This window comes from Litorihabitans aurantiacus (assembly GCF_030161595.1).
In the GTDB taxonomy this organism is placed as follows: Bacteria; Actinomycetota; Actinomycetes; order Actinomycetales; family Beutenbergiaceae; genus Litorihabitans; species Litorihabitans aurantiacus.
This window is the reverse complement of record NZ_BSUM01000001.1, coordinates 588036-609225: the sequence shown is the minus strand read 5'-3', so window position 1 is coordinate 609225 and position 21190 is coordinate 588036. Positions and strand designations below refer to the sequence as shown.

The following is a 21190-nucleotide window of genomic DNA, read 5'->3' as shown; positions in this document are numbered from 1 at the left end:
GGTGGCCACGAGAAACCGTACGCGTGGATCGCGTGCGGCACGCGCGCTCGCCTGGGTGCTGGTGCTCGCCGTCGTGGCGGGTGCCGGGATCGGCGGCGTCGTCCTCCTGCTGCGCTCCCTCGAGACGGCGCGACCGCTGGCCCAGGGCTGCTTCGCCGGCGGCTACCGCCTGGATCCGGACCAGACGGCCAACGCGGCGCTGATCGTCGGCACCACGGTGCAGCGCGGGCTCCCCGCGCGGGCGGGCACGATCGGGATCGCGACGGCGATGCAGGAGTCGCGCATGCGGCCGATCGACTACGGCGACCGCGACTCGCTCGGGATGTTCCAGCAGCGGCCGTCCCAGGGCTGGGGCACTCCCGAGCAGGTGCAGGACCCGGTGTACGCGACCGAGACGTTCTTCGACCACCTCGTCGAGGTCCCCGGGTACACCGAGATGGAGGTGACGGAGGCCGCGCAGGCGGTGCAGCGCAGCGGGTTCCCGGACGCCTACGCCCAGCACGAGGAGATGGCGCGCGCGTTCGCCTCCGCCCTGACGGGGTGGAGCGAGGCGGAGCTGACGTGCCGGCTCGCGCCCGCGCAGGACACCGCGGGTGTGCCCGAGGCCGTCGTCGAGCGCCTCGGCCGGGACCTCGACGTCACGGCATCGATCCGGCCGGCGGGGGCGGGTGAGCGCGAGGTCGTGGTGACGCTCGCGGCCCAGGCGGGCGACGACGTCGACCGCCTCGCCTGGGCGGTCGCGCACGCGGCGGTGGCGGCCGCCTCGGAGACCGGCGCGGGTCAGGTGACCGTCGGCAGCCGGGTGTGGGACCGGACACTCGCGACGGGGCCGAGCAGCCCGACGGGCACCGACCACCCGACGTGGCGACCGCGGACGGGCGCCGATCCGATGCCCGCCCGCGGTGAGGTCGTGATCAGCGCCGGTCGTCGATAGCCACGAAGTCGCGCTCGGCGGGGCCGGTGTAGACCTGGCGCGGCCGGGCGATCTTCGTGGCGGGGTCGTGCATCATCTCGCGCCACTGCGCGATCCAGCCCGGCATCCGCCCGAGGGCGAACAGCGGCGTGAACATCGACGTCGGGAAGCCCATCGCGCGGTAGATGAGGCCGGTGTAGAAGTCGACGTTCGGGTACAGCTTCCGCTGAACGAAGTAGTCGTCGGAGAGCGCGATCTCCTCGAGGCCCATCGCGAGGTCGAGCAGGTCGTCGCGTTTGCCGAGCGCCTGCAGCGCGCTGTCGGTCGCCTCCTTGACGATGGCGGCGCGCGGGTCGTAGTTCTTGTAGACGCGGTGACCGAAGCCCATGAGGCGGGCACCGCTCGACTTGTCCTTGACCTTCGCGACGAACGAGCCGGCGTCGTCGTCCTCGTCGCGGATCTGCTCGAGCATCGTCAGGACGGCCTCGTTCGCGCCCCCGTGCTTGGGGCCCGAGAGCGCGTTGATCCCGGCCGCGACCGAGAGGAACAGGTTGGTGTCGGCCGAACCGACCGAGCGCACGGTGGCGGTCGAGCAGTTCTGCTCGTGGTCGGCGTGCAGCACGAGGAGCTTGTCCATGGCGGCCACGACCTCGGGGCCGAACTCCTCCTCGCGCGAGGCCCCGAGCGCCAGGCGCAGGAAGTCCTCGATGAAGCCGCGCGAGGGGTCGACCTCGAGCATCTCCTCACCGTTCACGTGGTTCAGCACGTACGCGACGATCGTCGGCATCTTCGCCAGCAGCAGGACGGAGGCGAGCTCCTCGGACTCGGCGTCCGTGACCTCGAAGACCTCGGGGTAGAAGCCCGGGAGCGCAGAGATCGCGCTGGAGACGATCGCCATGGGGTGCGCCGTGCGCGGGAACGCGCGGATCAGCGCGCGGAACTCCTCCCGGACCTGCGTGTGGCGCAGCACGCGCTCCTCGAAGGCGGCGTACTGCTCCGCCGTCGGGAGCTCGCCCTTGGCCAGGAGGTAGGAGACCTCGAGGTAGTTCGAGCGCGCGGCGAGCTGCTCGATCGGGTACCCGCGGTAGCGCAGGATGCCGGCCTCGCCGTCGATGTAGGTGATCTCGGACCGGCACGCGGCGGTGTTCATGAAGCCGGGGTCGTAGGTGACCACGCCCGAGCTGGACAGCATGGACGAGATGGCGACGCCGTCGTTCCCGTCCACGGCCGGGACGCGCTCGAACTCGAGCGTCGTCTCGTCCACCGCGAAGCTTGCTGCCGATGTGCTCACCGTCATCGGGTCTCCGTTCCTACCGGCGCGCGACCGCAGGTCGGACCGCGCTGTTCGTGTGCGTTCGTGGGTCTCACTGTTCACGGACATCGCCGCGTTCCGCCAGGAACGGGCAAAGAACCTCCGGTGATCTTCTCACGTCGCGGGCGTGAGCCGGGACGCGGCGGCGGCGATCCGCTCGTCGCTCGCGGTCAGCGAGAGGCGCACGTGCCCGGCCGCGGCGGCGCCGTAGAACACACCCGGACCCGCGACGACACCGCGCTCGGCGAACCAGCGCATGAGGGCCCAGCACGGCGCCTCGTCGTCGCCGTCGGTGGCGTCGGTGGTGGCTGTGCCCTTGCTGCCCTCGGAAACCGGCGCCGCGCCGTCGCGCTCCCCCGCCCGCACCCACAGGTACAGACCCGCCTCGGAGTGGTCGACCTCGAAGCCCGCGCGCAGCAGCGCGCCCAGGAGCACCTCGCGCCGCGCACGGTAGCGCTCCACCTGGGCCTCGACGTGCGCGTCGTCCCCGAGCGCGGCGACCATCGCCTGCTGGACGGGCCAGGGCAGCATCATCCCGAGGTGGCGGCGCTGCTGGAGCAGCTCGTCCACGAGGGTCGCGTCACCGGCCGCGAACGCCGCGCGGTAGCCGGCGAGGTTGGACTGCTTCGACAGGGAGTGCACGGCGAGCAGGCCGCGCAGGTCGCCGCCGTTGACGCGGGCGTCGAGGATGCTCGGCACGCCCCCGCCCTGCGGCGCCGGGTCGGTCCACGGCGCCACCCACGGCAGCAGGGCGTAGCACTCGTCGCTCGCGACGACGGCGCCCACCTCGCGCGCGGCCCGCACCACGGCGGCCATCCGCTCGGCGCTCATCACCTCGCCCGTCGGGTTCGACGGCGAGTTCAGCCACACCAGCGCGACCTCCTCGCGCCCCGCCCACTGGCCGGGGTCGTCGCTCGCCACGACCTGCGCCCCCGCGAGCCGCGCCCCCACCTCGTAGGTGGGGTAGGCCGCCGTCGGGATCACGACGACGTCGCCCGGGCCGAGTCCCAGCTGGCTCGGCAGCAGCGCCACGAGCTCCTTCGAGCCGATGGTCGGCAGCACGGCCTCCGGCGTCAGTTCGACCGATCCGCGGCGCCGCATAAGGAAGTCGGCGACGGCGGCCCGCAGCTCGCGCGTGCCGGCGACGGTCGGGTAGCCGTGCGCGTCGGACGCGGCGGCGAGCGCGTCGCGCACGACGTCGGGCGTCGGGTCGACCGGCGTCCCGATGGACAGGTCGCACAGACCGCCGGGGTGCTGCGCCGCGCGCTCGCGCAGGGGCACGACGGCGTCCCAGGGGTAGGCGGCCTCCAGCCGGTGGAACCCCACGGGCGCTACTCGCCCTGGGGCGGGAGTGCCGCGACCAGCGCGTGGTCGGAGGGGATCAGCCCCATCTTCGCGGCGCCGCCGGGCGAACCGATCGGGTCGAAGAACTCGGCGTTCGCGAGGGTGAAGGCGGACCACTGACCGGGGACGTCGTCCTCGTAGTAGATGGCCTCGACCGGGCAGACCGGCTCGCACGCCGCGCAGTCCACGCACTCGTCGGGGTGGATGTAGAGCGAGCGTTCACCCTCGTAGATGCAGTCGACGGGGCACTCGTCGATGCACGCCTTGTCCTTGACGTCGACACAGGGCTGTGCGATCACGTAGGTCACGAACGACTCCTCTGGAACAGCTGGTGGTGCGGTGTCCCTCTAGTATCGCCCGGATGAGCGAGGACTCCACGACGGTGCTGCGGGTCGGGACGCGAGTGGTGGTCCGCCACCGGATCACCGACGCCGAGCACGCGCTGACGGACGCGGTGGGCGACGTCGTGGAACGGACGGACGACGCCGTCGTGATCCGCACGCGGCGCGGGGACGTGCGGGTGGAGCTGGCCGACGTCGTGGCCGCGAAGCCCGTCCCGCCGGCACCGGCGCGGCGCGCCCCGCGCCGACCGCCGGCCTGAGGCCGTCGTCACGACGCCGACGAGAACGTCCAGGGCCGTGCGAACGGGCGTCCGGACGCGGCCCCTGACGTTCTCGGCGGAACCTCGGACCTCGGGCTCGGGGCTCAGCCCTCGCCGCCCTCGCCCTCGGGCGGCGGCTCGGGGGACGGTGCAGGAGGCAGCGTGGCCGGGTCCGGGCCGCAGACGACACGGTTCCACGGCACGTAGGTCGTCGAGTAGGTCTTGTCCGCGACGGGGCTGCCGTCCAGACGCGTCACGACGCGCCGGACGTCCACCGAGAACCCGCCCTGTCCGCCACCCTCGGGGGTGCAGTCGCCGCGGGTGTTGTAGACGGTGGACGGGCTGCGCAGGGCGTAGCGGGAGCCGGTCGTGATCTCGGTCGAGAACGTCGGGGTGCCCCACATCCGCGCCCAGGTGCGCCCGCCGTCGACGAACGCCTGAACCAGCACGCCGTGCTCGGTGGTGTTGGTGAACCGCATGTCGATCGAGCCCTCGAAGAGCGTGGCCTCGCGACCCTCCGGGTAGCGCGCGAACCAGCGCGTGTGGGGCTTGTGCTCGACGTCCTCGAGCCCGGCCTCGAAGGCGGCGTTGAACAGCGTGGTCGACAGCTGCGAGAGGCCACCGCCGTACGCGGTCGAGACGTTGCCGTTCTCCACCACGCCCGAGGGGCGGTAGCCGGAGGCGGCGTTGATCGGCCCCACGTTCTCGATGAGGCTGAACGTCTCCCCCGGCTTGAGCAGCACACCGGTGACCTTCTCGGCGCCGGTGCTGATGTTGCCCGTGCGCGGCGCGTCGTTGCCGGGGGGCAGCGGCGTCGAGAACTCCCCGATGACCTCGGTGACCCCGAGCGCCTCGGCGTCGGCGGTCGAGAACTCGGCCTCGGCCCCCACGAGCTCGACGGCGGCGGTGCGCTCCGAGGTCGAGGTCGCCGCGGCCTGCACCGCCGAGCCGAGCTGGGCGGGGTCGATCCCCGTGCCGTTCTCGGACGGGACGATCTGCGGGCGCCCGTCGGCGAAGGTGAAGCTCGCGTCCTTCGGCGCCTGACCGGCCTCGGGCAGCGCGTCGGAGACGGTCTGCGCGAGTGCCTCGGCGTCGAGGGCCAGGGAGAACGCACCGTCCTGCCCGGTCACGGTCGCGGCGGCCGAGATCGTGGCGGGGTCGAGCTCCGTCGTGAGGTCACCCGCCTGGACGGTCACGGGACCCGACAGGAGCGGGTCGACGATCTGGCTCATCGCGGTGTCGACGGCGGACTGGCCGAGCGACGGCGTCAGCACCGTCACGGGCAGGTCGATGGCGCTGCTCGCGGTGAGCCACTGCTCGGAGAGGACGGTCACGGCGCCCGGGACGTCCAGCTCGCTGCCGTCGGCCGGATCGGTGACGACGGCCGCACCGTCGGCGAAACCGATCGTCGCGTCGACCGGCGGGACGGCGACGACGTCGGCGGAGTCCGCGAGCGCGGCGCCCAGCGCCTCCTGGTCCACGAGCGTGACGGCGTCGGCCTGGTCGCTGCCGAGGAGACGGGTGTAGAGGTCGGCGGGGTTCCACGCGGCGCCCGTGAGCCGATCGACGGTCGCGGCGGCGTCGAGCCGCAGTCCGGCGTCGGCGGGTGAGATCGACGCCTCGACGTCGCCCACGGTGATCGGGATCGCCTGGGAGGTGCGGTCGGCGAGCGCCGCCTCGACGGACGCCACCGCCTCGTCGCGGCCCTGCCCGCTCACGTCGACCCCCGCGACGACGGCCTCGCGCGGCAGCCGGTCGGCGGTCGTGAGGACGGCGGCGACGTAGGCACCGCCGAGGACGAGCACGCCGATCCCGCACGCGAGTGCGACGACGCGACCACGGCGGGAGGGCTTCTCCCCTCGAGCTCGTCCAGCGGCGAGCCCTCGGGCTCCGTGGTTTCAGACACGCACGATCTCCTCGTCGCCATGGGTGCGGTTGCGCCCATCCTATTCAGGCGTGCGCACCCGACCGCCCCGTTCCGGCCACGCTGGGGTAACGATTCGGTGGAGGTGCCAGGCGGCGGGTCGATCCCGGCCGGATCCCGGGATCGATCGGCGTCGGTCTCGGTCAGAGCAGGTCGCGCACGCGTCCTAGCCGGTGCACGAGCGCGCCGTCGGCCGCACCCACGCCCGCCCGCTCCACCCGTCCGAGCACGACGGCGTGGTCCCCGGCCTCCAGCACCCGCGTGGTCACGCACTCGACCCAGGCGGCCCCCGCCTCCAGCACGGCGGCGCCGCTCACCTCGCCGCGGTGGTGCGGCACGCCCTGGAGCTGGCCGAGGTCGGGGCGTCCGGGCTCGGCGAGCCACGTCACCAGCGGAGCGCTGCCCGCGCCCATGACGGTAGCGGCCCAACGCCGGCCGACCTCCAGGGTCTCCGCCAACCGGCTCGCCTCGTGCACCGCGACGAGCACGGTGGGCGGTTCCAGCGACAGCGAGACGAGCGAGGTCACGACGGCGACGACGTCGCGCGCCCCCGAGGTTCCCGCCACCACGGCGACCCCGCCCGGGAGGCGGGCCATCGCGAGCCGGTAGCACCGCTCGAGCTCGTCGGCCCCGGCCCCGACGTCCTCGGGGTCGACCTCGGCGTGGACCGCGGGCTCGTCAGCCACGGCGCGCGCCCACGAACCGTTCCGGGAGGAACGCCGCGACGCCGATCGCCAGCACGGAGACGAGCAGCCACACCGTCCCGAGGGTGTCCCCGGGCACGAGCACATCGCCCCCGGTGACGACGAACGCCATCGCCTGGATCACCCCGATCGTCCCGACGGCGAATCCCGCCAGTCCCGGACCGCGCGTCCACGAGCGGGCGGCGAGCGCCCCGACGAGCACGGTCGCGACGGCGAGCACCATCCCCAGCGGGACGTCGCCGACGCGCCAGCGGTGCACGACGGTCGCCGCGACGCCGACGAGGACGCCCAGCAGCAGGCAGGCGATCACGGCGGCGACGCGCCCCGGGGTGGGCCGCGTGAACAGGTCGCGTGACACCGGCGTGGCGGCCGACGACGCGGCCACGGCGGGCGCGCCGTCGGCCGCACCCTGCAGACCTGCGACCGCGGTGAGGAGCGCGCCGACGTCGCCCCGCACCGCGGTCAGACCGACCACCGGCAGGAGCGGGGCCGCGACCCCGTTGCTCAGCGCGTACCACCCGATCGCGGCCTGCGACGGCGCCAGGTCGTGGGTCGCCGTCTCCTCCCCGGCGACCGGCGTCGAGCACCGGGACCGTCGCGCCCTGCACCTGCGAGGCGTAGCAGCGCAGCGCGGCGAGCACGCGGGGGTCACGGACGTCACGTCGAGCTCGACGTCGACGTCCGCGGACGGGCGGACGATCGAGGGCAGCGCGGCGCCGGCCGCCGGCGGCGGCAGGAGCAGCGCGCCGTCGGCACCGATCGGCTGGACCTGCGCGACCTGCACCGCCACGGCGTCGTTGGCGGCGCGCTGCCGGTCGTGGGCGACGGCGACCACCGCGTGCACGGGCGCCACGGCGTCCTCGCCTCCCGCGGGAGCGCCGGGCGCGGCCGCGAGCGCGAGCGCCCGGAGCGCGACGGCGTGCGCGCGCACGTGGTCGGGGTGGCCGTAGGACCCGCCCACCTCGTCGGTGAGCACCAGCGCGGGGCGCACCTGGCGAACGAGGCGCGCGAGCGCGCGGGCGGGGATCTCGACGTCGCCGCGCGCGAACGCGTGCGGTGCGGCGTCGGGCGCCGGACCGGCGATGCCCGGTGCGGTCCAGACCATGCCCGAGTCGATCCAGCGGCCCTGCGGGCCGATCGCCGCGCGGTCGTCGGCGGCGACGAGCTCGTCGAGCCAGTGGTGCTCGGTCACGCCGAGCGCGGCCAGCGCCGCGGCGCGCTCCTGCGCGCGCACCTGGGCGACGGCGTCGGTCCCCTCCAGGTCGGGGCGGCCGATCATCTCGCCGCGCTCACCGCGGGTGGCGGTGACGAGGACGACGCGCCGACCGGCGGCCGCGGCGAGCGCGAGCAGCCCGCCGGCCTGCAGCGTCTCGTCGTCGGGGTGGGCGAAGAACGCGAGCAGCGGGCCGGCCCCGAGGTCGGGGCCGGGCTCCGCCGTCGTCATCTCAGGCCTTCTTGGCGCGCGAGGCCGCGCGCGCCCGGTCGGTCTGGTTCAGCACCACCTTGCGGATGCGCACGATCTCGGGCGTGACCTCGACGCACTCGTCGTCGCGCGCCCACTCCAGCGACTCCTCGAGGGTGAGGAGGCGCGGCGGCGTGAGGCGCTCGAGCTCGTCACCCGTGGCCGAACGGATGTTGTTGAGCTTCTTCTCGCGCGTGATGTTGATGTCCATGTCGTCCGCGCGGCTGTTCTCGCCGACGACCATGCCCTCGTAGGTCTCCTGCGTGGGCTGGACGAAGAACGTGCCGCGGTCCTGCAGGAGCATGAGCGCGTTGGTGGTCACGGCGCCGGAGCGGTCGGAGACCAGCGAGCCGGACAGGCGGAACTCGATGGTGCCGGCCCACGGCTCGAAACCGTGCGCGATCGAGGAGGCGATACCGGTGCCGCGCGTGTCCGTGAGGAACTGCGTGCGGAAGCCGATGAGGCCGCGGGCCGGGACGATGAACTCCATGCGCACCCAGCCGGTGCCGTTGTTGCTCATGGTCTCCATGCGGCCCTTGCGAGCGGCCAGGAGCTGCGTGACGGCGCCGAGGAACTCCTCGGGCACGTCGATCGTCATGTGCTCCATCGGCTCGTGGAGCTTGCCGTCGACCTCCTTGGTCACGACCTGAGGCTTGCCGACCGTGAGTTCGAAGCCCTCACGTCGCATCTGCTCCACGAGGATCGCCAGAGCGAGCTCGCCGCGGCCCTGGACCTCCCAGGCGTCGGGGCGCTCGGTCGGCAGCACGCGGAGCGAGACGTTGCCGATGAGCTCCTTGTCGAGGCGGTCCTTGACCTGGCGCGCCGTGACCTTGTGGCCCTTGCCGCCCTTGCCCGCGAGCGGGGAGGTGTTGATCCCGATCGTCATGGAGATGGCGGGGTCGTCGACCGTGATGAGCGGCAGCGGCTGCGGGTCGTCGACGTCGACGAGCGACTCGCCGATCGTGATCTCCTCGATGCCGGCGACGGCGACGATGTCACCGGGGCCGGCGCTCTCGGCGGGCACGCGCTCGAGCGCCTCGGTGCGCAGCAGCTCCGAGATGCGGACGTTCGCGAGCGTGCCGTCCTTCTTCGCCCACGCGACGGTCTGCCCCTTGCGGATGGTGCCGTTGAAGACGCGCAGCAGCGCGAGGCGGCCGAGGAACGGCGAGGCGTCGAGGTTGGTCACGTGCGCCTGCAGCGGCGCACCCTCGGTGTAGGACGGCGCGGGGATGCGCTCGAGGATCGTGGCGAAGAGCGGCTCGAGGTTCGGGGAGTCCGGGAGCTCGCCGTCGCCGGGCTGCTCGGTGCTCGCGCGGCCGGCCTTGGCCGAGGCGTAGAGCACGGGCAGGTCGAGGATGGCGTCGAGGTCGATGTCGGCGTCGTCACCCATGTCGCTCGCGAGCGCGAGGAGCAGGTCGGTGGCCTCGCCGACGACCTCGGAGATGCGGGAGTCGGGGCGGTCGACCTTGTTGACCACGAGGATCACGGGCAGCTTGGCCGCGAGCGCCTTGCGCAGCACGAACCGCGTCTGCGGGAGCGGGCCCTCGGACGCGTCCACGAGGAGGACGACGCCGTCGACCATCGACAGGCCGCGCTCGACCTCGCCGCCGAAGTCGGCGTGCCCGGGGGTGTCGATCACGTTGATCGTGATGCCCTCGGGGTGACCGGCGGCCTCCGCGGCGGGACCGCGGTAGCTGATCGCCGTGTTCTTCGCGAGGATCGTGATGCCCTTCTCGCGCTCGAGGTCACCGGAGTCCATGGCGCGCTCGTCCACGTGCGCGTGCTCGCCGAAGGCGCCGCCCTGCCAGAGCATGGCGTCGACCAGCGTGGTCTTTCCGTGGTCGACGTGCGCGACGATCGCGACGTTGCGCAGGTCGGAGCGCAGGGCGTTCTGCTGCGTGGCAGCGGGCATGCGGGAACTCATCTCATCGGCGGCGGTGGTGGTGCGCGCGGCTGTCACCGAGGTGCGGGTGGGACAGCTGGTGGAGCGGCCAGACGTGGCGCGGGTCCATGGTACCCGGCGGCGCCGTGCCGTCACCCCGTGCACGACGAGATGCGTGCAAGGTCACCCCGGGCAGGCCTAGCGTGGTTCGTTCAGGGGTGAACCACCCGTGGTCGCCCCGCGCACCGTCCCTTCCAGGAGAGGATCCGCCATGACCAGGACCGCCCGCATCGGAGGACCGATCGCGCTCGCCGTGATCGGCGCCATCCTCTACTTCGCCGTCTCCGACATGATCGAGGCGGTCGACCTGACGATGATCGGCCTCATCCTCATGATCGCCGGGGCGGTCTGGCTCGTCATCGAGCTGATCGTCAACCGCCGCCGCAGCGCGGTCACGAGCGAGCGCACCTCGGTGCGCGACCCGCGCGCGCCCGGTGGGGTGACGCAGAGCGAGCGCGAGGTCCGGCGCGACGAGATCTGACCGCTCCCCTACGCGGGGACCAGCCGCCCCTCGTGCATCTCGAGCACGCGGTCGGCGCGCTCCATGAGCGCCGGGTCGTGCGTGGCGACGACGGCGGCCACCCCGCCCGTGTGCACCAGGTCGGCGATCAGGGCCATCACCTGCTCCGCCGTCGCGCTGTCGAGCTGACCGGTGGGTTCGTCGGCGATGAGGACGGCGGGTCGGGTCACCAGGGCCCGCGCGACGCCGACGCGCTGCTGCTGGCCGCCCGAGAGCTCGTAGGGGCGCTGGCGGGCGTGACGCGCGAGGCCCACCCGCTCGAGCGCGTCCGTCACGCGCTCGGTGCGCTCGCGCGGATCCGTCCCAAGCATCCGCAGCGGGACCTCGACGTTCTCGGCCGCCGACAGCACCGGCAGCAGCCCGAAGGACTGGAACACGTAGCCGACGCTGCGGGCCCGGAGGTCCGCGAGGGCGTCGTCGCCCAGACCGGCGACGGCGCGACCCGCGAGCTCGACCGCGCCCGACGTCGGGGCGTCGATGGTGGCGGCGACGTTCAGGAGAGTCGTCTTGCCCGAGCCCGAGGGCCCGCGCACGACGACGAGCTCCCCCGCCCCGACCTCCAGGTCGAGCCCGCGCAGCACGTGGACGTCACCGGCCGGCGTCGAGAACGTGCGGTGGACGTCGCGCAGCACGACCCGGCGCTCCCGATCCGGCTCGGCCCCGGCGGGTGCGGCCTCGTCGTCGCGACGGTGTCTCATCGCTCCCCTCCTGCGTCTGCTCGCGCGGCACGTCGCGGAACACCTCGACGTGGTCGGTCTCGAGGTCGAGGCGCACCCGGTCGCGCAGGTCCAGCGCCTCGAGGTAGGTCTCCGGCAGCTGCATCCGACCGACCCGGTCGAGCACGGCGAACTCCTCGACCACCCGCCGCTGCGCACCGGCCTCGTCGGTCTCGGTACGGCGCAGCACCTCCCGCGACGTCCGACCGTCGCGGATCTGGATCGTGCGGTCCACGTGCTCGGACACCTCGGGGTCGTGCGTCACGATCACGACCGTCACGCCGAGCTCGGCGTTGACCGCCTCCATCGAGCGCAGCACGTTGACCGACGCGGCCTCGTCGAGCTCGCCCGTGGGCTCGTCGGCGAGCAGGAGGCGGGGGTCGTTCGCGACGGCGACGGCGATCGCCGTCCGCTGCTGCTGACCGCCGGAGAGCTGGGCCGGCACCCGGCCGGCGCAGTCCCCGAGGTCGAGGAGCTCGACGAGCTCGGCGACCCGTGCGGCGTCGGCGCCACGACCGCCCGAGCCACCGCGCGCCCGCCGTCCGGCCAGCGTGAGCGGCAGGGCGATGTTCTCGCGCGCAGTGAGGTAGGGCAGGAGGTTGCGCGAGGTCTGCTGCCACACGAACCCGACCGTCTCGCGCTGGAACTGCACGCGCTGCCTCGCGGACATCGTGGCGAGGTCGAGCCCCGCGACGCGCGCGGTGCCGCCGGTCGGCCGATCGAGACCGGACAGGATGGTCAGGAGCGTCGACTTCCCCGATCCCGAGGCACCGACGATCGCGACGAGCTCGCCGGGCTCGATCCGCAGGTTGAGGCCCTGGAGGGCCTGCACCTCGATCCCGTCGACGGAGAAGATGCGCACCAGGTCCTCGCACTGCACGAACGGTCCGGTGGTGGTCATGAGTCCTCCTCGGCGGTGGTGGCACGGGCGGGTGTCGCGGCGCGCCGCGACGAGAGCAGGGTGGGGAGCAGCGAGCAGCCCACGACGGCGAGCGCGACGCCGCCCAGGACGAGGAGAAGCGAGACCCCGGGCCAGACCGGTAGCGGCTGCTCGCTCCCGGTGAACGAGCGCAGGTCGAGCGTGCGCAGCAGCAGGCGCGAGGTGAGCGCCCCGAGACCGAGCGCGGCGAGCGCCGACAGCGCGACCCAGGGCGTGAGGTCCCACCACGCCAGCGCCCGCAGCCCCCGGCGCCGCAGTCCGAGGAGGCGGAGCGTCGCCAGGGCCCGCGCCCGCCGCGGCGCGGCCGCGACCTGCACCGCCACGAGGGCACCGACCGCGAGCAGCGCAGCGGCCGCCACGCTGCCGGCGAGGCTCCCCTCGAGCAGACGCAGCACCGGTGTCGCGGTGGCCGCGGCGCGCGCCGCGGCAGCGTTCTCGACACCCGCCGGACCGGTGATCTCCTCGACCTGGGTCGCGACGGCGTCGCCGTCCGCGCCGGGGACGAGGCGGACGAGGAGGAGGCGGGCGGGGGTGCTCGCCGCGACCTCGGGAAGCGCGGCGGCGGCGGCCAGGAGCCACGTGTCGGAGGCGCCCGCGACTCCCGGGAGCACGTCCCCCGACGTCAGGACCCGCGCCTCGACGCTCTCGCCCGTGCTCACGCGGACCCCGTCGGTCCCGGGAGCCACGTCCAGGCGCGGCGAGACCAGCAGCGGGAGGGCCGCCGGTGACGCGGCGTCCGACGCGGCGTCCGCGACCGCCGCGCCGTCGGCGAGGTCCGCGACCGGCGCCGCGCCGACCGATCCGGGGACGTCGGCGGTCACCGCGGCGTAGGCGGCCGGGTCCACCAGGTACAGGGTCGTGCGCTGCGAGGCGGTCGGCGTCGTGAGGATCGCCGGGCTGACGGCGGCGACGGTCGCGGCCGCGGCGACGCCGTCGAGCGCGCGCACCGCCTCGAGCTGGTCGGCGTCCACCCGTGGACCCGAGACGCGCAGGTCGGAGCCGGAGGAGACCCAGACGGCGCGCTCGACGCCGTCGCGCACGGTCGCCAGCGTGACGACCGAGAACACCGTGACGCTCACGCCGACCACGACGGCGAGGACCGACGTCAACGTCGCGCCCGGGTCGCGCACCGCGCGGGCCGACCCGAGGAAGGCCGACAGGTGCCGGCCGCCGCGCAGCGCGGCGTGCGCGGCCCGCGCCGCGACCGGGTAGAGACGCAGCACGAGGACCGTCACGGCCAGGGCGGCCAGCAGCGGGGCGGCCACGAGCAGCGGGTCACCCGTGTCGGCGATCGCGCCGGGGGCGACACCGAGCACCTGGGACAGCGCGAGCCCCGCCGCGGCGAGCACGACGACGTCGCGCACCACCCCGCCCACGGCCAGGTCGCGGCGACGAGTGCGCAGCCCGGTGGGCAGCCGCGAGGTGACCGCGACCGCGGCGGGCACCAGGGCGAGAGCGGCGGCGGGCGCCCACTGCAGCGGGCTCCACCGCTCGGGTGGGCCGAGCACCCCACCCAGCACCGCCGTCGCGACGCCCCAGCCCAGGGCCGCGGCGGGCAGCGCGATCGCGAGCGCCTCGAGGCCGAGCACCGTCCGCAGCCGCGACGGCGCCGCGCCGCGGGCGCGCAGCATCGCGAGCGCGGGACGCCGGCGGTCGATGAGGAGCTGGGTCAGGAGCGCGAGCACGGCGACCGCGACGCCGAGCGGGCCGACCGCCACCAGCGCCACGATGTTCGCGGCGGCCGCGTTCTCCCCCGCCACCGCGTCGACCCGCGCGGCGAGCTCGGTCGACAGACGCATCCGCGGGAGCAGGGACGCGGGGAGGTCCGACCCGGGCGGTGCCGGGACCTCGACGATCTGAGCCGTCAGCCCGCGCAGCTGCGACGCCATGACGCGAGGATCGCCCTCGCGGATCGCGTCGACGTCGACCGGGTAGAACAGCGACCACTCCGAGAGCTGGCCGAGCGCCGCGACGGTGGCGAACCAGCCGTCGGGGGCCACGTAGGCGCGCGCGTTCACGGCCGTGCCGAGGTTGAGGTCCTCGAGCACGCTCGGGCCGGCACCCGTCGGCACGTGCGCCCAGGCGGGGTCCTCGGCGTCGCGCACGCGGTAGGTGCCCGCGAGCACGACGGTGACGTCGTAGACGAGGTTGGCCACGCTGACCCGGTCGCCGACCGCGAGCGCGAGCCGCTGCGCCGAGGACTCCTCGAGCATGACCTCGACCTCGAGATCGGGCTGCTGCTCGACCGGGAGCAGCCCGCCGGTGCTCACCGCGGTGTCCGGGTCCCAGCGGACGGGGGCCGGCGCCGCGCCGTCGACGATCTCGACGCGGTCGGCGACGCCGGGGTCGCCCGACAGCGTGAGGCTGGGGCGGCGCACGTCGATCGCCGGGTTGACGGGGATCGACACGGCTTCGAGCTCCGCGGTCACCCCGGGTGCGCCGATCACGTCCCGCAGGGGCGGGGGCACGTCCTCGGTGACGGCCGCCAGGCCCGCGGTGACGGCGTCCCAGCCCGCGAGGTTCTCCTCCGGCGTCACGGGCAGGCCGGAGACCCCGGAGGCGAGGACGTCGAACGCGCCCGGACCGGGTGTCGCGACGAGGTCGCGCAGCTGCGGCGAGACGTCGGACAGCCGGTGGCGCACCTGATCGGCCTGGGACGCGGCCACGAACCGCGGCAGGACGGTCACGGCGAGCGCGAGGACGGTGACCACGACCACCACGAGCGCGACCGCACCGCGCTGGGCGCCCAGCGCCCGGCGCGAGAGCCGCCACCAGCTCATCGGGTCTCCTCCCGGTGCTCGGTGTCGGCGTGCTGCACGCGCACGCGGCGCGCGGAGCCGACCGCGGCGAGCAGCGTGCCGAGCGCGGCCAGCACGAGTCCCGCCGCGAGGGCGGGGGCGTCCAGCCGCAGCGGGGAGGCGTAGTCGGCCAGCCCGACGACGCTGAGGCGCACGAGCGTCGGCATCGTGACCACCGCCACCACGAGGCCGACGGCGAGCCCCACCGGCAGCGCGCCGGCACCGAGCACGAGCGTCTCGAGCAGGCGGCTGCGGGCCTGCGTGCGACCGGGCACCCCGGCGGCCCGCAGCGCGATCACCTCACCTCGTCGCAGGCGCGTCAGCACCGTGACGGCCGCGAGGGTCCCGATCGTGGCGAGCAGCGTCGCCACCGCCGCGACGGCGAGGAAGACCGGTTGCGCGACGGCGGTGCCGGCCGAGGCTCCCGCGCCCGAGACGGTCAGGGTGCCGGAGTCCTCACGGACCTGCTCGCGCAGGGCGGCGACGGCGTCGGAGCGGGTGGCTCCGCCGTCGCCGTCCTGCCCGAACGCGACCCAGATCTCGTCGGGACCGTCGACCGGGACGCGCTGCGAGACCAGCACGCGCTGCAGCGCGGGGAGGTCCGCGAGCACGGCCGGGGCGTCCAGCGCACCGGGCAGGAGGTCGGTGATCGCGGCGACCCGCGCGTCGACCTCGGTGCCGGCGATCGTGAGCGTGAAGGCGTCGCCGTCGTCGACGGCCAGCGAGTCCGCGAGGGCGGTGGTGACCACGAGCGGGAGGGGGTGGGGACCGGCGGTGTGAACCGCGCCGTCGCAGCTCCGCCGGTACCGCCCAGGCCCTCGGCGCGGGCTCCCGACTCGCGCGATTCGCCGGCGAGGTGCGAGAAGTCGCCCGCGACGGGGCCGTCCTCGCCCGTCACGGAGTCGAGGACCACGTCCACGAAGCCCCACCAGCCGCGCAGCGTCCCCTCGGAGACGGCGACGTCCACGCCCAGCAGGCTCCAGTCGCCGGCCGGGACCTCGGCGGTCAGGGCGACGCTCTGGTCGGCGTCGGCGACGTCGGCCGTGGTGAGCTCGAGCCGCGCGACCTCGCCGCCCGCACCGCCGAGCCAGACGAGCCCGCCGAGCGTGCCGGGCAGGGCGCCACGCTCGGCGCGCGAGCCGATCAGGTCGGCGTCGGCGCCCCAGGCGAGCTGCGCCGTCACGGTCAGGGTCCCGGGGGCGACGCGCGCGGGAGCCGCGTCGGCGGCGGCGTCGGCGCTGTCGGCGGCATCAGCATCGACACCGGTCGTGATCGCATCCGCCAGCGCGTCGGCCGAGGCGGTGCCGCCCCGCAGCACCTCCCTCGCCCCGGCACCCGGCAGGGCCAGCACGGTGAGGTCCACCTCTCCGGCGCCGCCCTCCAGCGTGCGGGCGAGCGCTGCCGCGTCGACGCCGTCGACCGCCGCGACGTCCTGCGCGGTGCGGGCGGGGTTGCGCGCGGTCACGACGCTCGCGCCGCCGTAGCCGATGCGGGCGTCGGCGCCGACGCGCGTGTCCTCGACCAGGGCGCGCGCCGTCGTCGTCGACCCGGCGTACCCGGAGGCGACCACGGAGGTCGCGACGGCGACGACCAGCAGGAGCAGGGGGACGCCGAGAACCGTGCGGCGGCGCGCCACCGAGCGGAGCGCGAGCGCGGTGCCCGCGCGTCTGGTTCGTGCGGCCAGCAGCTCCAGCGCGCTCCAGACCGGGACCAGCACGACGAGCCCGACGACGGCGAGCGCGAGCGTGAGGAGGCCGGGGGCTCCGACCGCCACGACCTGGTCGAGCGCCGTGCGACGCTCCGCCGGACCGGCGAACGTCGTGGCGAAGCGCCACACGCTGACGGCGGCCGCGCCCACGAGCAGGAGGGCGACGCCGGAGCGGGCCGCGCGCCGCACGCGGCCCGAGTCGCCGGTGGAGATCCGCCCGCCGGCGCCGCGCAGGGCACCCGCCCCGGGGGCGCCGATGACCAGCGTCCAGCCGATCGCGACGGCGAGGCCGACGCCGATCGCGCCGATGACCGCCGACGCCGGCGGCGCGACGGGGGCGGCGAGGACGGCCGTCGAGGAGTCGCCGCCGTCGGGCAGCACCCGACCGAGCGCGAGGCCGGCGACGGTGCCGATCCCGGTGCCCGCGACCGCGCACACCGCCGCCTCTCCCCACACGAGGCGGTGCAGCTGCGCGGGGGCGGCACCGCGCGCGGCGAGGATGGCGGTCTCACCCGCGCGCGCCTGCGCGAGGAGGCGGGCGACCTGGGAGACGGTGACGGCGCCGATCACGGCGAGCAGCACGAGGGCGACGCCGCAGACCGTGCGGGCCGCCTCGGCTGCGACGCGCAGCTCCTCGACCGTGGTGGCGAGGCCGCCCGAGCTGGTGACGCCCTGGGGCGCGAGCTCGTCGTCGGCGGCGACGGCGTCGGCCAGGCCGGCGAGTCCGAATGCGGCCCGGGTCAGCGCCGCGAGGTCGAGGTCGGCGCCCGAGCCGACGACGCTCCAGCGCACGAAGGGGCGGCCGCCGGCGGCCTCGACGTCGGCGGTCAGGAGCGGCCCGGCCGCGGCGACGCCGCCCGACACCTCCGAGGACGCGAACGCGAACCAGCGCGGGTCCCCGGGGACGCGCGGCGCCCACGTGCCCACGATCTCGGCGGTGGTGTCGGCCTCGCGGCCGAGCAGGAGGAGGTCACCGACCTCGACCTCGAGCTCGGCGGCGGCCACCTCGGGGAGGGTGACGGGGATCGTGTCCCCGGACGCGGTGCCGGACGGGGTGCCGGATGTGGCGCCGGCCCACTCGCCGGTGACGAGGTCGGCGTGCTCCACCACCCACTCCGCCTGCACGAGAGACGTACGCGAGGTGGGGAACGCGCCGTCGGGCGAGGTGAGGGTGAGGGGCTCGCCCACCAGCGTCGTCACGGGGGCGACGACGTCGCCGACCTCGCGCCGCAGCAGCTCCTCGAAGCGTTCGGCCTGGGCGTCGCGGTCGGCCTCCAGCCTGGTCTGGACGACGGTGACGCCCGCGGCGCCGTCCGCCGCCCGCAGCTCCTGGGCCGAGACGGCGGCCGAGGCCTGGGCGACGAACGTGAACGAGGCGAGCAGCGTGGCGCTCACGAGGGCGACGAGCCCCGCGAGGGCGACGACCATGGTCGCCCTCGCGCGGCTGCGCTGCCACGTGAACCTCATCCGCCGCCCGCCCCGTCAGCGCCGCCTAGACGACGTGCAGCTCGTTGGAGGAGTCCCCGAGCTCCTTCATGAGCGCGTACCGGGCCTGGCGCCGCGCGAGCTGCTCGGCGGGGTCCGGGACCGGGGCCGCGGCGAGGAGACGGCGCGTGTACTCCTGCGTCGGGTGCTGGAGCACCTGGGTGCGCTCGCCCTGCTCGACGATCTGCCCGTTCTGCAGCACGACGACGCGGTCGGCGAGCATGTCGATGACCGCCAGGTCGTGGCTCACGAACAGGCACGCGAACTCGAACTCGCGCTGGAGCGTCGTGAACATCTCCAGCACGCTCGCCTGCACCGACACGTCGAGGGCCGAGGTCGGCTCGTCCGCGACCAGGAGCTCGGGGTCGAGCGTGAGGGCGCGGGCGATGCTGACGCGCTGGCGCTGACCGCCCGAGAGCTCGTGCGGGTAGCGGTTGTAGACGTTGCGCGGCAGCTCGACGGCGTCGAGCAGCTCCATGACGCGGTTCTTGCGAGACTTGGCGTCGCCGATCTTGTGGACGTCCAGCGGCTCGCTGATGCAGTCACCGATCGGCAGCCGGGAGTTGAGCGAGCTGGCCGGGTCCTGGAAGACCACACCCATGCGACGGCGCAGGCCCTTGAGCTGCTTGCCGCGCAGCTTCAGCAGGTCCTCGCCGAGGATCTCGATCGTGCCGGACTTCGCCGGGATGAGACCGAGCGCGCAGCGGGCGATCGTGGACTTGCCCGAGCCCGACTCCCCCACGAGGCCGACGATCTCGCCCTTGTTCACCGTGATGGAGACGTCGTCGACGGCCCGGAACGGCGCCTTGCCGGTGCGCTGGTACTCGATGACCAGGTTGTCGACGCGGATGGCGGGTGCCGCGGCGGTGTCGTCGCGAGACGGCTCCGCCACCTCCGCCGCGCGCGCCCCGAGGTGCGGCACGGCGGCGAGCAGCTTCTTGGTGTAGTCGTGCGTCGGCCGCGTGAGCACCTCGCTCGCCGGTCCGGTCTCGACCAGGTCGCCCTTGAGCATGACGGCGACGCGGTCGGCCATGTCCGCCACCACACCCATGTTGTGGGTGATGAGCAGGATGCCGGTGTTGAGCTCGGTCTTCAGCGAGCGCAGCAGGTCCAGGATCTCGGCCTGGACGGTGACGTCGAGGGCCGTGGTCGGCTCGTCGGCGACGATCACCTTGGGGTCGCAGCTGATGGCCATCGCGATCACCACGCGCTGGCGCTGACCGCCGGAGTACTCGTGCGGGTACTGCTTGAGGCGGCGCTCGGCGTCGGGGATCCCGACCATGGTCAGCAGCTCGGCGGCCCGCTTCTCCGCGTCGCGACCGAAGGCGACGCCGTGGAGCTCGAGCGACTCGGTCAGCTGCGTGCCGACGGTGAGCACCGGGTTGAGCGCCGTCATGGGCTCCTGGAACACCATGGCGACGTCGTTGCCCCGCATGCGGCGCAGGCCGGCGGGGCTGAGCTCGCCGACCTTCTTGCCGGCCACCGTGATGTCGCCGGTGATGCTGGCGTTGCGCGGCAGGAGGCCGAGCGCCGTCATCGAGGTGACCGACTTGCCGGAGCCGGACTCCCCGACGAGCGCGAGCACCTCGCCGGGGCGCACCTCGAGGTCGATGCCCTTGACCGCGTGCACGGTGCCGAACTCGGTGCCGAACTTGACGTCCAGGTTGGAGAAGGAGAGCACCGGGGCGGTGACGTCGGTCGTCGTGACCTCGTCCGTACCGGTGGCTGCCCCCACTGCCGCGGGGCGCTTGCCGAAGCGGGCCATCACTCGCCCTTCCTGTTCTGACGGGGGTCGAAGGCATCGCGCAGACCGTCACCGATGAAGCTGACGCACAGCGCGATCGCGAGGATGAACATGCCGGGGAACCAGAAGAGCCAGGGGCGGACCGTGAAGGCGTTCTGGTAGTCGCTGATCAGCAGGCCGAGGGAGACGTCGGGGGCCTGGACGCCGTACCCGAGGAAGCTCAGGGAGCTCTCCAGCAGGATCGCCGCAGAGATCGAGAACGTCGCTGAGACGATGATGACGCCCACCGTATTCGGGAGGATGTGTCGGAACATGATCCGTAGCGGGTGGGTACCGATGGCTCGGGCCGCCGAGACGAACTCGCGCTCGCGAAGCGAGAGCACCTCGCCCCGCACGAGGCGGGCGAGCGAGGTCCAGGTCACGATCGCGAGCACGACGACGAGTCCCCAGATACCGGCGTCGCTCGCGCGGCGAGCGATGACCGCGGCCAGCACGAGCAGCGGAATGATGATGAGCAGGTCGGTCAGCCGCATGAGGATCGACTCGACCCAGCCGCGGAAGTAGCCGGCGAGAGCCCCGATCACGGTGCCGATGATCGTCGAGCCGATGCCGACCGCGAACGCGATGATCAGCGAGATCTGCGTACCGCGCATCGTCGCCGCGAAGAAGTCGCGACCCACGGTGTCCTGGCCGAAGGGGTGCTCGCCGATGGTGAACCAACCGAGGGTGGGCCGACCACCGTCGATCGAGGGGCCGGTGCTCGTGAAGTTCTTGTCCCACCAGCCGGGGATCGGGCCGATGCCGATCGAGGTGAAGGCGAGCAGCGTGATGAAGACCAGCACCGCGAGTGCCACCATCGCGCCGCGGTGACGGAAGAACCGCCGCCGGATGAGCTGCGCCTGGCTGTAGGACTTCTGGGGCCCGTCGGGCAGGAGCCCGACCATGCCACCGGGAACCGGGCTGGGCGCGTCGCGCTCCTCGCCCGGCAGCAGGCTCTCCCCTTGGGGGCCTGCGACTCGTTCTCGCGCTCACTCATCGGTGGCTCCGATCTGCGTTGCGGGGGTGGGGACGAACGTG

The 21190-nt window shown here is 74.3% G+C and carries 17 protein-coding genes; 3 read left to right on the top strand and 14 right to left on the bottom strand.

Annotated features, from left to right (window positions below; all coding sequences use genetic code 11):
• Nucleotide 1: 1 nt before the first annotated feature.
• Complete coding sequence (locus QQK22_RS02865; protein WP_284249250.1) at nt 2–934, top strand: hypothetical protein; 933 nt, start codon at nt 2–4, stop codon at nt 932–934.
• Here the strand turns inward: QQK22_RS02865 and QQK22_RS02860 are convergent.
• From QQK22_RS02860 to fdxA, 3 genes are all read right to left on the bottom strand, one after another.
• Nucleotides 915–2210: a citrate synthase gene (locus QQK22_RS02860; protein ID WP_284249249.1), complete on the bottom strand. Its 1296-nt coding sequence runs from the start codon at nt 2208–2210 to the stop codon at nt 915–917. The two genes, QQK22_RS02865 and QQK22_RS02860, sit on opposite strands and share 20 nt — an antisense overlap.
• A 129-nt stretch (nt 2211–2339) precedes the next feature.
• Nucleotides 2340–3551: a succinyldiaminopimelate transaminase gene (gene dapC / locus QQK22_RS02855; protein ID WP_284249248.1), complete on the bottom strand. Its 1212-nt coding sequence runs from the start codon at nt 3549–3551 to the stop codon at nt 2340–2342.
• Between the two features lie 5 nt (nt 3552–3556).
• Nucleotides 3557–3877, bottom strand: a complete 321-nt coding sequence (gene fdxA, locus QQK22_RS02850) for a ferredoxin (RefSeq protein WP_284249246.1) — start codon at nt 3875–3877, stop codon at nt 3557–3559.
• 53 nt (nt 3878–3930) lie between these two features.
• Here fdxA and QQK22_RS02845 point away from each other — a divergent pair, with 53 nt between their 5' ends.
• Nucleotides 3931–4170 carry a putative acetyltransferase gene (locus QQK22_RS02845; RefSeq protein WP_284249244.1) on the top strand — a complete coding sequence of 80 codons (240 nt, stop codon included), beginning with the start codon at nt 3931–3933 and terminating at the stop codon, nt 4168–4170.
• Nucleotides 4171–4274: 104 nt separating this feature from the next.
• On the opposite strand, the gene QQK22_RS02840 is transcribed toward QQK22_RS02845, so the two are convergent.
• The 4 genes from QQK22_RS02840 to typA all read right to left on the bottom strand — a co-directional run bounded on the left by QQK22_RS02840 (nt 4275) and on the right by typA (nt 10172).
• A complete protein-coding gene (locus tag QQK22_RS02840) occupies nt 4275–5975 on the bottom strand; it encodes a VanW family protein (RefSeq protein WP_284249243.1) in 1701 nt (566 codons plus the stop codon).
• Between the two features lie 262 nt (nt 5976–6237).
• Nucleotides 6238–6780, bottom strand: a complete 543-nt coding sequence (locus tag QQK22_RS02835; protein ID WP_284249242.1) for a flavin reductase family protein — start codon at nt 6778–6780, stop codon at nt 6238–6240.
• Nucleotides 6773–8242, bottom strand: coding sequence for a PIG-L family deacetylase (locus tag QQK22_RS02830; RefSeq protein WP_284249241.1), 1470 nt, complete (start codon nt 8240–8242; stop codon nt 6773–6775). Before QQK22_RS02830 ends, QQK22_RS02835 begins: the two co-directional genes overlap by 8 nt.
• Nucleotide 8243: 1 nt before the next feature.
• Nucleotides 8244–10172, bottom strand: coding sequence for a translational GTPase TypA (typA, locus tag QQK22_RS02825; protein ID WP_284249240.1), 1929 nt, complete (start codon nt 10170–10172; stop codon nt 8244–8246).
• 241 nt (nt 10173–10413) lie between these two features.
• Between typA and QQK22_RS02820 the strand changes: the two genes are divergently transcribed.
• Entirely contained in the window at nt 10414–10683 is a 270-nt protein-coding gene (locus QQK22_RS02820; RefSeq protein WP_284249239.1) for a DUF6458 family protein, read from the top strand.
• A gap of 8 nt (nt 10684–10691) precedes the next feature.
• Here the strand turns inward: QQK22_RS02820 and QQK22_RS02815 are convergent, their stop codons facing one another.
• The 7 genes from QQK22_RS02815 to QQK22_RS02790 form a co-directional block, all read right to left on the bottom strand.
• Nucleotides 10692–11354, bottom strand: coding sequence for an ABC transporter ATP-binding protein (locus QQK22_RS02815; RefSeq protein ID WP_284249238.1), 663 nt, complete (start codon nt 11352–11354; stop codon nt 10692–10694).
• Nucleotides 11311–12339 carry an ABC transporter ATP-binding protein gene (locus tag QQK22_RS02810; RefSeq protein ID WP_284249237.1) on the bottom strand — a complete coding sequence of 343 codons (1029 nt, stop codon included), beginning with the start codon at nt 12337–12339 and terminating at the stop codon, nt 11311–11313. The genes QQK22_RS02815 and QQK22_RS02810 overlap by 44 nt, the downstream gene beginning before the upstream one ends.
• On the bottom strand, nt 12336–15158 hold the full coding sequence (locus tag QQK22_RS02805; RefSeq protein WP_284249235.1) for an FtsX-like permease family protein: 2823 nt from the start codon (nt 15156–15158) through the stop codon (nt 12336–12338). The genes QQK22_RS02810 and QQK22_RS02805 overlap by 4 nt, the downstream gene beginning before the upstream one ends.
• Nucleotides 15155–15547: an FtsX-like permease family protein gene (locus QQK22_RS18475; RefSeq protein WP_348525625.1), complete on the bottom strand. Its 393-nt coding sequence runs from the start codon at nt 15545–15547 to the stop codon at nt 15155–15157. The genes QQK22_RS02805 and QQK22_RS18475 overlap by 4 nt, the downstream gene beginning before the upstream one ends.
• 68 nt (nt 15548–15615) lie before the next feature.
• Nucleotides 15616–18351 (bottom strand): FtsX-like permease family protein, encoded by a 2736-nt coding sequence (locus tag QQK22_RS02800; protein WP_284249234.1) that lies wholly within the window; start codon nt 18349–18351, stop codon nt 15616–15618.
• Between the two features lie 25 nt (nt 18352–18376).
• On the bottom strand, nt 18377–20134 hold the full coding sequence (locus QQK22_RS02795; RefSeq protein WP_284252512.1) for an ABC transporter ATP-binding protein: 1758 nt from the start codon (nt 20132–20134) through the stop codon (nt 18377–18379).
• Nucleotides 20134–21057, bottom strand: coding sequence for an ABC transporter permease (locus QQK22_RS02790; RefSeq protein WP_284249233.1), 924 nt, complete (start codon nt 21055–21057; stop codon nt 20134–20136). Before QQK22_RS02790 ends, QQK22_RS02795 begins: the two co-directional genes overlap by 1 nt.
• Between the last annotated feature and the right edge of the window lie 133 nt (nt 21058–21190).